The following is a 12603-nucleotide window of genomic DNA, read 5'->3' on the forward strand; positions in this document are numbered from 1 at the left end:
ACCATGACCACCACCCACACCGAGACGACCCCGGTCATCCCGCTCCCGGCCCGCGCCGCCGCGGCCGTCACCGGGCTCGGCGCCCTCGCCACCGCCGCCTCCGCCGCCATGTCCTGGACCTGGACCTCCGAGTTCCCCGGCGACCTCACGTACTACGGCTCCCCGGCCGGCCTCCAGTGGCTCGCCCTCGCCGCCGGCCTGCTCACCCTCGTCCTGCTGCTCGCCGGCCAGGGCGTCCCCGGCCTGCGCTGGGCCGCCCCCGCCCGCAGCAACAACGCCGTCCTGTACGCCGCCACCGGCGCCCTCGCCGTCGCCGTCTACGCGGTCACCTCCATCTCCGCCGAACTCGGCGGCCTCGCCAACCTCGAACCCGGCGGCTGGGTACTCACCGCGGGCGGTCTGATCGCCGTCCTCGGCGCCCTCGGCCTGCCGCTCGACCGCCGCACCGCCGTCCCGCTGCGGATCCTCGACAAGCGCCTCTTCCTGCTCGTCCCGGTCGCCCCCGCCGCCTGGTTCGGTGCCCACGCCATCCCCGAGGACAAGCCGGTCGCCCCGGTCATGACCGCCCTGGCCGGCGGCCTCGTCATCGCGGCCGGCGCCGTCCTGCTGCTCCAGCTCGGCCACCTCGCCAACAGCGGGCTGCGGCTCGGCCGGATCGACCGCCCGCTGGCCACGCCGCGCGCGCTCCCCTCCTGGGTCGAGGTGCTGCTGATCGTCCTCGCCTTCGGGATCGGACTGTTCGCGATCACCTTCGGCATCGACACCGAGTACGGCGAACTCTTCACCGGCTACCTGCTGTTCGTCGCCCTCGCCGTCCCCGCCCTCGCCAAGTCCGGCCTGCTCGCCCGGCTGCGCGCGCTGACCGTCAAACACCGCCCGGTCACCACCGGCGCCGCCTTCGCCGCCGCCGCCGGCTTCCCGTTCACCCAGACCAGCGACCAGTACACCTCGGTCGCCACCAACATCCTGATCTTCGCCACCGTCGCCCTCGGCCTCAACATCGTCGTCGGCCTGGCCGGCCTGCTCGACCTCGGGTACGTCGCCTTCCTCGGCGTCGGCGCCTACGCCGCCGCCCTGGTCTCCGGCTCCCCCGCCTCGCCCATCCACGTCCAGTTCCCCTTCTGGGCCGCGATGCTCACCGGCGCGGTCGTCTCGATGATCTTCGGCGTCCTGATCGGCGCCCCCACCCTGCGGCTGCGCGGCGACTACCTCGCCATCGTCACCCTCGGGTTCGGTGAGATCTTCCGCATCACCATGCTCAACCTCAACGGCACCACCGGCCCCAAGGTCACCAACGGCTCCAACGGCATCCCCCGCATCCCGGACCTCCAGATCTTCGGCTTCGACCTCGGCGACCCGCACACCGTCCTCGGCGTCGAACTCGGCCGCTTCTCCAACTACTACCTGCTGATGCTGCTGGTCACCGCCCTCGTCGTGCTGGTCTTCGCCCGGGTCGGCAACTCCCGCATCGGCCGCGCCTGGGTCGCCATCCGCGAGGACGAGACCGCCGCCGAGGCCATGGGCATCAACGGCTTCCGGCTCAAGCTGCTCGCCTTCGCCCTCGGCGCCCTGCTGGCCGGCCTGGCCGGCACCGTCCAGGCCCACGTCAGCTACACCGTCACCCCCGACCAGTACACCTTCGCCGAAGCCCTCCCGCCGAACTCCGCCTTCCTGCTCGCCGCGGTCATCCTCGGCGGCATGGGCACCATCAGCGGCCCGCTGGCCGGCGCCACCCTGCTCTTCCTCATCCCGAAGAAGCTCGAATTCCTCGCCGACTACCAGCTCCTCGCCTTCGGCGCCGCCCTCATCGTGCTCATGCGGGTGCGCCCCGAGGGCCTCATCCCCAACCGGCGCCGGCAGCTGGAGTTCCACGAGACCGCCGTCCCGGCCCAGGCCTCCGACGAGCCGACCGCACTCACCAAGGCAGGGGCGTGACCGACCCGATGACCACCACCGCCGCACCCCTGCTCGAAGTCACCGGCGTCACCATGCGCTTCGGCGGCCTCACCGCGGTCAACGACGTCTCGCTGACCGTCGGCGAGGGCGAGATCATCGGTCTGATCGGCCCCAACGGCGCCGGCAAGACCACCTTCTTCAACTGCCTCACCGGCCTGTACGTCCCCACCGAGGGCGCCGTCCGCTTCCGCGACACCCTGCTGCCGCCCAAGCCCCACCTGGTCACCCAGGCCGGCATCGCCCGCACCTTCCAGAACATCCGGCTGTTCGCCAACATGACCGTCCTGGAGAACGTCCTGGTCGGCCGGCACACCCGCACCAAGGAGGGCATCTTCTCCGCCATCCTGCGCGGCCCCGGCTACCACCGCGCCGAGGCGCAGAGCCGCGAGAAGGCCATGGAACTCCTGGAGTTCACCGGCCTCGCCGAGAAGGCCGACCACCTCGCCCGCAACCTCCCGTACGGCGAGCAGCGCAAGCTGGAGATCGCCCGCGCACTGGCCTCCGAACCCGGCCTGCTGCTGCTCGACGAACCCACCGCCGGCATGAACCCCCAGGAGACCCGGGCCGCCGAGGAACTCGTCTTCGCGATCCGCGACAAGGGGATCTCCATCCTCGTCATCGAGCACGACATGCGCTTCATCTTCAACCTCTGCGACCGCACCGCGGTGCTCGTCCAGGGCCAGAAGATCGTCGAGGGCGACCGCGAGACCGTCCAGAACGACGAACGCGTCATCACCGCCTACCTGGGCGCCCCGCTCGAAGGCACCAACCCGGCTGTTACGGAGTCCGACCAGTGACCGCACTTCTCGAAGTTCAGGACCTCCGCGTCGCCTACGGCAAGATCGAGGCCGTCAAGGGCATCAGCTTCACCGTCGAACAGGGCGAGGTCACCACCCTCATCGGCACCAACGGCGCCGGCAAGACCACCACCCTGCGCACCCTGTCCGGCCTGCTCAAGCCCACCGCCGGACGGATCACCTTCGACGGCCAGGACCTCTCGACCGTCCCCGCCCACAAGATCGTCGCGCTCGGCCTCGCCCACTCCCCCGAGGGCCGGCACATCTTCCCCCGGATGACCATCGAGGAGAACCTCCTCCTCGGCGCCTTCCTGCGCACCGACGCGGCCGGCATCACGGCCGACGTCGAGCGGGCCTACGGCCTGTTCCCGATCCTCGGCGAACGCCGGCGGCAGGCGGCGGGCACGCTCTCCGGCGGCGAGCAGCAGATGCTCGCGATGGGCCGGGCGCTGATGTCCCAGCCCAAGCTGCTCATGCTGGACGAGCCCTCGATGGGCCTGTCCCCGCTGATGATGCAGAAGATCATGTCCACCATCGTGGAGCTGAAGGCGTCCGGTACGACCATCCTGCTGGTCGAGCAGAACGCCCAGGCGGCGCTGTCACTCTCCGACCGCGGCTACGTCATGGAGACCGGCCGCATCGTCCTCTCCGGGACGGGAGCCGACCTCCTGCACGACGAGTCGGTCCGCAAGGCCTACCTCGGCGAGGACTGACGCCTGCACGCGAAGGGCCCGGCAGAAACGTTCTGCCGGGCCCTTCGCGCATGCCTTATTCGGACTTGCCCTCTTCCGCCTTCTTGCGGTCCTGGGCCTCGCCCTCCTCGATGACCGCCTCGGCCACCGCCGCCATCGTCATCCGACGGTCCATCGAGGTCTTCTGGATCCACCGGAAGGCCGCCGGCTCGTTCAGCCCGAACTTGGTCTGGAGCACACTCTTCGCCCGGTCCACCAGCTTCCGGGTCTCCAGCCGCTGGCTGAGATCCCCGATCTCCTTCTCCAGCGCCCGCATCTCCGCGTACCGGGAGACCGCCATCTCGATCGCCGGCACCAGATCCGACTTCGAGAACGGCTTGACGATGTACGCCATCGCCCCGGCGTCGCGGGCCCGGTCCACCAGCTCCCGCTGCGAGAACGCCGTCAGCATCAGCACGGGGGCCAGGTGCTTCTCGTGGATCTGCTCGGCGGCCGAGAGCCCGTCCAGCACCGGCATCTTCACGTCGAAGATCGCCAGATCCGGCTTCAGCTCCTCCACGAGCCGCACCGCCGTCTCCCCGTCGCCGGCCTCACCGACGACGGTGTACCCCTCCTCCTCCAGCATCTCCTTCAGATCGAGGCGGATCAGCGCCTCGTCCTCGGCAATCACAATCCGGGTGATCTGGGGCATATCGGTCTCAAGCGGCTGCGCCTGCTCGTCGGCGGTGCTCACGGGGCTCCTAGTTCCGGCGGGGTACTGCATGCACGAGGGTACCTAGACACGGTATGTTTGAGACACGACGCCAAGGCAATCGCCTTCAAATCGTAGGCCCCGATAGCCCAATTGGCATGAGGCAATGGTCTCAAACACCATACAGTGTGGGTTCGAATCCCACTCGGGGCACCTTTCCTTCGATTCGAAGGTTTCAGTATTCGGTCCAACGGTTTTCAAAACTAGGGGATCTTCACTCGACCGAGTGAAGATCCCCTAGTTTGCATGCGGACAACGGCCCCGAGCGGGCAATCTCGCCCATGTGTACGACACCGCGACACGCCAGCGGGCATTGAAGCTCCACGCATCCGGGCTGACCTTCAGCCAGGTCAGCCGTGCGACCGGTATCTCCCGATTCGCGATCCGCGGCTGGGCGTCCGGCGCCGTACCCAGCCCACGCATGACGGCCGAACGCCCGATCCGCGACAACCGACTCGATCCCTCGCGCCCGCCTGCCGACTACGCTTACCTGCTCGGCCTCTACCTCGGCGATGGCTGCATCAGCGAGGGTCGCCGCCAGGTCTACGCCCTCCGCATCGCCTGCTGCGACACATGGCCCGGCCTCATCGGCGAGTGCGAGCGGGCAGTCTCCACCGTCATGCCGCACAACAAGGTCAACCGGGTCCAGGCCCCCGGCTGCACGAGCGTCGTCAGCACCAGCAAGCACTGGCCCTGCCTCTTCCCCCAGCACGGCCCCGGCCCGAAGCGCCTGCGACAGATCGCCCTCGCACCCTGGCAGCAGGAGATCGTGGACACCCACCCCTGGGAGTTCTTACGCGGCCTGATCCACTCCGACGGCTGCCGCATCACCAACTGGGCGACCCGCACGGTCGGCGGCGTCAAGAAGCGCTACGAGTACCCGCGTTACTTCTTCACCAACACCTCGACCGACATCGTCGGTCTCTTCACCGCCACCCTCGACGCCGTCGGCGTCCAGTGGAAGCACGCCTCCCGGTCCAACGGCGGCTTCAACATCTCCATCGCCCGCAAGGACTCCGTGGCCCTCATGGACGCCCACATCGGGCCCAAGTACTGACGGCTCAGGCGTCCTCGGGCTCCTCCTCCCCTTGCTGCTCCTCGCGTTCGAAGCGGGCCCTGGCGGCCTCGTAGGCCGCGCCGGCGCCGGGGCGGCTGAGGACCTCCTCGCGGAGGTCGCACCAGAGTGCGTGGTGGTGGTCGCTCATCCCACTGATTCTCACCCGGACCAGCGCGCGGGCGGCATCCCTCACACGGGGGATGCCGCCCGGTGGAATCCCACTCAGACGTCCAGCGTCCCCACGTGGTGGACGCGGACGAGGTTGGTGGAGCCGGCCAGGCCGGGGGGCGAGCCCGCCGTGATGACGACGATGTCGCCCTTCTGGCAGCGGCCGAGCGAGAGCAGCGCCGCGTCGACCTGTTCGACCATCTGGTCCGTCGTCGGGGCGAACGGGCCGAGGAAGGTCTCCACGCCCCAGGTGAGGGCGAGTTGGCTGCGTACGGCCGGTTCGTAGGTGAAGGCGAGCACCGGAATCGGCGAGCGGTAGCGGGTCAGCCGGCGGGCGGTGTCGCCGGACTGGGTGAAGGCGACGAGGTACTTGGCGTGCAGGAAGTCGCCGATCTCGGCGGCCGCGCGGGCGACGGCGCCGCCCTGGGTCCGCGGCTTGCTGCCGGTGGTGAGCGGCGGGAGGCCCGCGGCGAGGATGTCGGTCTCGGCGGCCTCGACGATCCGGGCCATCGTCTTGACCGTCTCGACCGGGTACTTGCCCACCGAGGTCTCCCCGGAGAGCATCACCGCGTCCGTGCCGTCCAGGACGGCGTTGGCGACGTCGGAGGCCTCCGCGCGGGTCGGCCGGGAGGCGTTGATCATCGAGTCGAGCATCTGGGTCGCCACGATGACCGGCTTGGCGTTGCGGCGGGCCAGCTTGATGGCGCGCTTCTGGACCAGCGGGACCTGTTCGAGGGGCATCTCCACGCCCAGGTCGCCGCGGGCCACCATGATCCCGTCGAAGGCGTCGACGACGGACTCCAGGTTCTCCACCGCCTGCGGCTTCTCGATCTTGGCGATCACCGGGACGTGGCGCCCCTCCTCCGCCATGATCCGGTGGACGTCCTCGATGTCCCGCCCGCTGCGGACGAACGAGAGCGCGATGAGGTCGGCCCCGGTCCGCAGCGCCCACCGCAGGTCGGCGACGTCCTTGTCGCCGAGTGCGGGGACGGAGACGGCGATGCCGGGCAGGTTGAGGCCCTTGTGGTCGGAGACCAGGCCGCCCTCGATGACCAGGCACCGCACGTGCGGCCCGTCGACGGCGACGACCTCCAGGGTGACCCGGCCGTCGTCGACCAGGATGCGCTCACCGCGGGTGACGTCCCCGGCGAGCCCGGAATAGGTGGTTCCGCAGCGGTCCTTGTCCCCCACGACGCCCTTGTCGGTGGAGATGGTGAACTCGTCGCCGCGTTCGAGAAGTACCGGCCCGTGGGCGAAGGTGTCGAGCCGGATCTTCGGGCCTTGAAGGTCGACGAGGATGCCGACGCTGCGGCCGGTCTCGTCGGCGGCCTTGCGGACGCGACGGTAGCGTTCCTCGTGCTCGGCGTGCGTGCCGTGGCTGAGGTTCAGTCGGGCGATGTCCATCCCGGCGTCGACCAGGGACTTGATCTGGTCGTACGAGTCGGTGGCGGGCCCGAGGGTACAGACGATTTTTGCTCGGCGCATAGTGCTGAGACTAGGCATTACCGGTGCGTAACCACGACGCGGGTCCGGACTGCGGGATGACCGTTGCCATAAGGCCAGTTGAACAATCTGACACATCCTCGGACCGCTGTGCGAGCGCCCCTCCCCACGCCCCTCCCGCACGCCCGCCGAGCCACCCGCCGATGCGATTCCGTGAAGGGGTGTTCACCCGCGGTTCACCGCCGCTTCCGCCACCGCTCCCCGCCCGGCGGGACGCTCGTCACCCCCGGGTGGCTGCCCGGGCGCCCCGGGTGACCACCCGGACGAAGTAGGACGAGGGGGAGGCGTTCGGCATGCGACGCGCACTGGGGGTGGTTGCGGCCCTGGCCCTGCTGGGCGGGGTCGCCTTCGCGCTGATCCCCGACGACCCGAAGAAGGACACCACCAAGACGGTCACCGTCACCGGCCTGATCGGCTCGGAGAAGCGCGCCTTCTTCGACAACCCGGATGTCAAGGCCGAGTTGGCGAAGCAGGGCCTGGACGTCCGGACCGACTCGACCGGCTCCTGGACGATGAGCGACCAGGCGGACAAGACCCCGGGGCTGGACTTCGCCTTCCCGGCGAGCGCCGCACCGGCGCGGGAGATCCAGCGCATCTGGAAGCTGCAGGACTCCCCGATGGTGCCGTTCTACTCGCCGCTGGTGATCGTGGCCCACGAGCCGGTGGCCCAGGTCCTGAGGAACAACAAGCTGGCCGACGTGGACACCGCCACCGGCGTCTGGACGTTCCGGATGGACGAGTACGTCAACGCGCTGAAGAGCGGCCGCAGATGGGAGGACCTGGCCGGCGCCCGAGAGCACCCCGAGCTGTCCGGCCAGCTCTTCGTGACCACCACCGATCCGGAGAGCTCGTCCTCCGGCGCGATGTACCTCGCGCTGCTCTCCTACATCGCGAACAACCACCAGGTGGTGTCGGACGACACCGGTGTCGCCGCCGTCAAGGACGTCCTGCACACCGCGAACGCGCTGCAGGGCATTCAGAAGAGCAGCAGCGACGAGCCGTTCCGGGACTTCGGCGCGGGGATCGGCAGCCCGCTGATCTTCGCGTACGAGTCGCAGGCCGCCGCCCTGTCGCTGCAGGGCAAGCCCACCGGGGACATGGTGGTGCTGTACCCGGACACCACGGTCTACTCGGACCACACCGTCGTGGCCCACACCGACAACGGCCGCAAGCTCGCCGACGTCCTCCAGAACAACGAGGTGCTGCGCGGTCTGGAGGCCCGGTTCGGGCTCCGGCCGCAGGCCAAGCCGGAGGCCTTCGCGAACCTGATGCGGGACAAGAAACCGACCTTCGCACCCGATCTGACCGCCGCCAAGGTCAAGCAGGCGACCCTGCCCTCGCTGGACAACCTGATCAAGCTGACCGCCGCGGCGAAGGGGACCAAGTGACCATCCCGACGAAACGCCGCGGCCGGATCGTGGCCGCGCTGGCCGCCGTGCTCGCCTCGGCCACCGCCTGCACCTCCTCCGGCGGCACCGGCCCCGGCCCCAAGCCCACCGACCCGCCCGCCGAGACGGCCCGTCCCGGGGTGCTGCGCGTCCTGGCCGGCAGTGAACTCCAGGACCTGGCACCGGTCCTGGAGGACGCGCGGAAGGCCACCGGGGTGACCGTGCAGTTCTCCTGGACGGGCTCCCTGGACGGCGCGGACACCGTCTCCTCGGGCCGGGCCGACGGCAAGTACGACGCCGTGTGGTTCCCGTCCAACCAGTACCTGCGACTCGATCCGGCGGGCAAGTCCAAGGTGGTCTCCGAGACCCCGGTGATGGTCTCGCCGGTGGCGATCGGGGTGCGTTCCTCGGCGCTCGGCGAACTCGGCTGGGGCGACGGCTCGAAGGTCACCTGGGCGCAGGTCGGCGACGCGGCCGCGGCCGGCAAGCTGCCGTACGGGATGGCCGACCCGTCCCGCTCCAACTCGGGCTTCTCCACGCTCGTCGCGGTGGCCTCGGCCTTCTCCGGCGCGGGCGCGGCGCTGACCGACGCGGACGTGCAGAAGGCGAGCCCGCAGCTGAAGGAGTTCTTCAAGGGCCAGAAGCTGACCTCCGGTTCCTCCGGCTGGCTGGCGCAGGCGTACACCCGGGCCGAGTCGGGCGTGGTGGGCGCACTGGTGAACTACGAGTCGGTGCTGCTGTCGCTGAACAAGACGCTGCCGCCGCAGCAGCAGCTGACCGTGGTGCGACCGGTGGACGGCGTGGTGTCGGCGGACTACCCGCTCTCGCTGATGTCCTCCGCCGCGCCGGAGCAGCGCGACTCCTTCCAGCGGCTGACCGCGTACCTGCTCAAGGAGGACGTGCAGAAACGCATCTCCGAGGTGACGCTGCGCCGTCCGGTGACGGCGGGCGTGGCCCCGGCCGCCGGGCTGCCCACGGACCGCCGCAAGGAGCTGCCGTTCCCGGGCACCAGGGCGGTCGCGGACGGCCTGCTGGCCGCGTACCAGAACGAGCTGCGCCGCCCGTCCCGGACGGTGTACGTGCTGGACACCTCGGGCTCGATGGAGGGCCCGCGGATCGCCGCGCTGAAGACCGCGCTGGGTCGGCTGACCGGGGCGGACGACACCCGCGGGGTGCGCCGCTTCCGCGACCGCGAGGAGATCACGCTGCTCTCCTTCGCCTCCTCGGTGAAGTGGACCAAGACCCACGTGGTGCCGGCCACCGGCAGTCAGCCGGGCCCGCAGGCGGAGCTGGCGTCGATCGACGCGGACGTGCAGTCGCTGGCCGCCTCGGGCGGCACGGCGGTGTACTCCTCGCTGGAGGAGGCGTACCGGGTGATCGAGCGCCAGCAGGCGGCGGCCGGCGACGACCGGTTCACCTCGATCGTGCTGATGACCGACGGCGAGAGCAACGCCGGCGCGACGGACGGTGACTTCAAGCGCTTCCACGACGCGCTGCCGGCCGGGGAGAAGTCGATCCCGGTGTTCCCGATCAAGTTCGGGGAGGCGGCGGTGAACCAGCTCCAGGGGATCGCGGACCTGAGCGGCGGCAAGCTGTTCGACGGGACGGGCTCGCTGGACGGGGTGTTCGAGGAGATCCGTGGCTACCAGTGACGGGTTCGGCCCCCGGGTGCTGCGCTACCTGGAGTCGGCCCGGAACCTGGTCGGCTGCGCGGGCGGCGCGGTCGGCCTGGGGCTGCACTTCGCCGGGCTGGGCGGGGCCTGGTGGCCGGGGGTCGTGGCCGGGCTGTACGGGGTGGGCGCGCTGCTGACGCCCGCCCCGGAGCCCCGCCCGGAAACGACGCGCCAAGGGCAGGCGGACGGTCCCGGGTCGCAGGTGCCGGAGCACGGGGAGCCGCCGCGTGCGCTGTCCGAGCCGGAGCCGGCCCCCGCACCCGACCCGGAGCTGGTGGCGCTGGCCGCGTACCTGGACAGCGTGCCGCTGCCGCCCTCGGCCGGGGTGGACGGCCTGCTGGCGGCGCTGCGCGAGGCCGGGCCGGGCCCGAAGGCGGAGCGGATCGTCCGGCACCGGCTGCCGGTCGCGGTGGCCGGTTACCTGCGGGCACGGACCTGGCAGCCCTGGGCGGGGCCGGACGATCCGGACCCGGCGCTCCGGCTGGGCCACGAGGTCGACCGGTTGATGGGCGAACTGTCCTGACCCACCGTCCGCCCTACCACCCCGGACCTCCCCCGTTCCCGTCACGAACGAGTCGCCAAGATCTCACCTCCTGGACAGGTCCGGGGGCTATCCAGCACCCCGGCCCGCACGGCACACTTCTACGCGCGTCCTTCTACGCGCGTCGACGCGTACACGCACACTTGCCAACGAATGCCAGTTGACGGTCCATCCGCCGTCGTTCCCACTCGGGAGAGTCGTCCATGCCCCTGAACCGCCGTGACTTCGTCACCCGGTCCGCCGCCACCGCCGCCGGCGCCGCCCTGGCCGGTGGTGCCGCCCTGGCCGCCGCCCCCTCCGCCGCGGCCGCTCAGCCGGACACGGCGGCCGCCAAGGGCCAGCAGCGCAACCCGCACAAGCAGGCCTTCACCGTCATGGGCACCACCGATCTGCACGGCCGGGTGCTCAACTGGGACTACTTCACCGACGCCGAGTACACCGACAAGGCCCACAACGCGGTCGGCCTCGCCAAGATCTCCACCCTGGCCAACCAGGTGCGTGAGGAGAAGGGCTGGGACCGCTGCCTGCTGATCGACGCCGGCGACACCATCCAGGGCACCCAGCTGTCCTACTACTACGCCCGGATCGAGTCGATCGACACCGAGGCCAACACCGTGCCGGACCACCCGATGGCCGTCGCCATGAACCTCATGGAGTACGACGCCGCCGCACTCGGCAACCACGAGTTCAACTACGGCATCCCGCTCCTGAAGGCCTACCAGGACCAGCTGGAGTTCCCGCTGCTGGGTGCCAACGCGCTGAACGCGAAGAACGAGAAGCCGGCCTTCAAGCCGTACGTGATCAAGGAGCTGCGCCTGGGCGGGGGCCGTCCGGTGAAGGTCGGCATCCTCGGCCTCACCAACCCCGGCATCGCGATCTGGGACAAGGCCAACGTCAGCGGCAAGATGGTCTTCCCGGGCATCGTCGAGACCGCCGCCACCTGGGTGCCGCGGATGAAGGCGGCGGGCGCGGACGTCATCGTGGTCTCCTCGCACTCCGGCTGCGACGAGGCGACCACCTGGGGCGACCAGCTGCCCTGGGCCGAGAACGCCTCGGTGGCGCTGGCGGAGACCGTCCCCGACATCGACGCGGTGTTGGTGGGCCACGCCCACAAGGAGATCGCGCAGCGCCTGGTCGTCAACAAGAAGACCGGCAGGACGGTCGTGCTCTCCGAGCCGCTCTGCTACGGCCAGCGGCTGACCTGCTTCGACTTCGAGGTCGAGTTCGCGGGCGGCGTCTGGAAGGTCGCCTCGGTCTCCTCCCGGCTGCTGAACTCCAACACCGTGCCGGAGAACCCGGAGATCACCAACGCGATCACCCAGCAGCACAAGAAGGTCGTCGCGTACGTCAACCAGAACATCGGCACCAGCAAGATCGAGCTGTCGATCGCCGACGCCCGTTTCAAGGCCACCCCGATCATCGACCTGATCGGCAAGGTCCAGGCCGACGCCGTCAAGGCCGCGCTGGCGGGCGGGCAGTACGCCAACCTCCCGGTGCTGGCCCAGGCCGCCCCGTTCAACCGCACCGCCCTGATCCCGTCCGGCCAGGTCAAGCTGCGCGACGCCGCGGGCCTCTACATCTACGAGAACACCCTGGAGGCCCGCATCCTGACGGGCGCCCAGCTCAAGGACTACCTGGAGTACTCGGTCAAGTACTACAACCAGCTCGCCCCGGGTGCCCCGGTCGACAAGGAGGCCCTGACCGGCGCCGAGGCCACCCCGGACTACAACTACGACTCGGTCTACGGCCTGAGCTACGACATCGACATCGCCCAGCCGAAGGGCCAGCGGATCGTCAACCTGTCCTTCCAGGGCAAGCCGATCGACCCGGCCGCCGAGTTCGTCCTCGCCGTCAACAACTACCGCGCCAACGGCGGCGGCAACTTCCCGCACGTCGCCAAGGCCAAGATGGTCTGGTCGAACTCCGACGAGATCCGCAACACCATGATCGCCTGGGTGAAGGCCAAGGGCACCATCGACCCCGCCGACTTCTTCACCGACTCCTGGCGCCTCGTCCGCGCCGGCCAGCCGGTCTTCTGACCGACAGTCCTCGCCGAAAGGCCGTCGCCCCGCCGGCG

11 protein-coding genes and 1 tRNA gene are annotated in these 12603 nt (G+C 70.1%); 9 read left to right on the forward strand and 3 right to left on the reverse strand.

The genetic code is table 11. From position 1 onward, the window contains the following. The first annotated feature begins 3 nt into the window (after positions 1-3). Genes ACFU7Y_RS08815 through ACFU7Y_RS08825 form a run of 3 tightly spaced genes read left to right on the forward strand, consistent with a single transcriptional unit; the run spans position 4 to position 3466 of the window. Complete coding sequence (locus tag ACFU7Y_RS08815) at positions 4-1935, forward strand: branched-chain amino acid ABC transporter permease (protein ID WP_380767016.1); 1932 nt, start codon at positions 4-6, stop codon at positions 1933-1935. Between the two features lie 8 nt (positions 1936-1943). Then, positions 1944-2753, forward strand: a complete 810-nt coding sequence (locus ACFU7Y_RS08820; protein ID WP_224275531.1) for an ABC transporter ATP-binding protein — start codon at positions 1944-1946, stop codon at positions 2751-2753. Beyond that, positions 2750-3466: an ABC transporter ATP-binding protein gene (locus ACFU7Y_RS08825; RefSeq protein WP_224275467.1), complete on the forward strand. Its 717-nt coding sequence runs from the start codon at positions 2750-2752 to the stop codon at positions 3464-3466. The genes ACFU7Y_RS08820 and ACFU7Y_RS08825 overlap by 4 nt, the downstream gene beginning before the upstream one ends. A 55-nt stretch (positions 3467-3521) precedes the next feature. Here ACFU7Y_RS08825 and ACFU7Y_RS08830 read toward each other — a convergent pair whose 3' ends face one another. Next, entirely contained in the window at positions 3522-4136 is a 615-nt protein-coding gene (locus tag ACFU7Y_RS08830; protein ID WP_224275532.1) for an ANTAR domain-containing response regulator, read from the reverse strand. A gap of 138 nt (positions 4137-4274) precedes the next feature. Here ACFU7Y_RS08830 and ACFU7Y_RS08835 point away from each other — a divergent pair. Continuing rightward, positions 4275-4349 (forward strand) — tRNA-Leu (locus tag ACFU7Y_RS08835). Between the two features lie 268 nt (positions 4350-4617). Beyond that, a complete protein-coding gene (locus ACFU7Y_RS08840) occupies positions 4618-5253 on the forward strand; it encodes a hypothetical protein (protein WP_308020138.1) in 636 nt (211 codons plus the stop codon). 4 nt (positions 5254-5257) lie between these two features. On the opposite strand, the gene ACFU7Y_RS08845 is transcribed toward ACFU7Y_RS08840, so the two are convergent. Beyond that, positions 5258-5401: a hypothetical protein gene (locus tag ACFU7Y_RS08845; RefSeq protein ID WP_224275473.1), complete on the reverse strand. Its 144-nt coding sequence runs from the start codon at positions 5399-5401 to the stop codon at positions 5258-5260. A 74-nt stretch (positions 5402-5475) separates the two neighbouring features. After that, complete coding sequence (pyk, locus tag ACFU7Y_RS08850; protein ID WP_224275475.1) at positions 5476-6906, reverse strand: pyruvate kinase; 1431 nt, start codon at positions 6904-6906, stop codon at positions 5476-5478. Between the two features lie 311 nt (positions 6907-7217). Between pyk and ACFU7Y_RS08855 the strand changes: the two genes are divergently transcribed. From ACFU7Y_RS08855 to ACFU7Y_RS08870, 4 genes are all read left to right on the forward strand, one after another. Further along, on the forward strand, positions 7218-8312 hold the full coding sequence (locus ACFU7Y_RS08855; protein WP_224275478.1) for a substrate-binding domain-containing protein: 1095 nt from the start codon (positions 7218-7220) through the stop codon (positions 8310-8312). After that, a complete protein-coding gene (locus tag ACFU7Y_RS08860; protein WP_380767011.1) occupies positions 8309-9964 on the forward strand; it encodes a VWA domain-containing protein in 1656 nt (551 codons plus the stop codon). The genes ACFU7Y_RS08855 and ACFU7Y_RS08860 overlap by 4 nt, the downstream gene beginning before the upstream one ends. Next, positions 9951-10508 carry a hypothetical protein gene (locus ACFU7Y_RS08865; protein WP_224275496.1) on the forward strand — a complete coding sequence of 186 codons (558 nt, stop codon included), beginning with the start codon at positions 9951-9953 and terminating at the stop codon, positions 10506-10508. Before ACFU7Y_RS08860 ends, ACFU7Y_RS08865 begins: the two co-directional genes overlap by 14 nt. A 221-nt stretch (positions 10509-10729) precedes the next feature. Next, positions 10730-12565 (forward strand): bifunctional UDP-sugar hydrolase/5'-nucleotidase, encoded by a 1836-nt coding sequence (locus tag ACFU7Y_RS08870; RefSeq protein ID WP_224275498.1) that lies wholly within the window; start codon positions 10730-10732, stop codon positions 12563-12565. Positions 12566-12603 lie beyond the last annotated feature (38 nt).

It is taken from the genome of Kitasatospora sp. NPDC057542 (genome assembly GCF_042801945.1).
GTDB lineage: Bacteria > Actinomycetota > Actinomycetes > Streptomycetales > Streptomycetaceae > Kitasatospora.

Coding starts and splice junctions, on each gene's coding strand:
- ACFU7Y_RS08830 (WP_224275532.1), bottom strand. CDS start 4,136: ATGCCCCAGATCACCCGGATTGTGATTGCCGAGGACGAGGCGCTGATC.
- pyk (WP_224275475.1), bottom strand. CDS start 6,906: ATGCGCCGAGCAAAAATCGTCTGTACCCTCGGGCCCGCCACCGACTCG.
- ACFU7Y_RS08840 (WP_308020138.1), top strand. CDS start 4,618: ATGACGGCCGAACGCCCGATCCGCGACAACCGACTCGATCCCTCGCGC.
- ACFU7Y_RS08870 (WP_224275498.1), top strand. CDS start 10,730: ATGCCCCTGAACCGCCGTGACTTCGTCACCCGGTCCGCCGCCACCGCC.
- ACFU7Y_RS08820 (WP_224275531.1), top strand. CDS start 1,944: ATGACCACCACCGCCGCACCCCTGCTCGAAGTCACCGGCGTCACCATG.
- ACFU7Y_RS08815 (WP_380767016.1), top strand. CDS start 4: ATGACCACCACCCACACCGAGACGACCCCGGTCATCCCGCTCCCGGCC.
- ACFU7Y_RS08855 (WP_224275478.1), top strand. CDS start 7,218: ATGCGACGCGCACTGGGGGTGGTTGCGGCCCTGGCCCTGCTGGGCGGG.
- ACFU7Y_RS08845 (WP_224275473.1), bottom strand. CDS start 5,401: ATGAGCGACCACCACCACGCACTCTGGTGCGACCTCCGCGAGGAGGTC.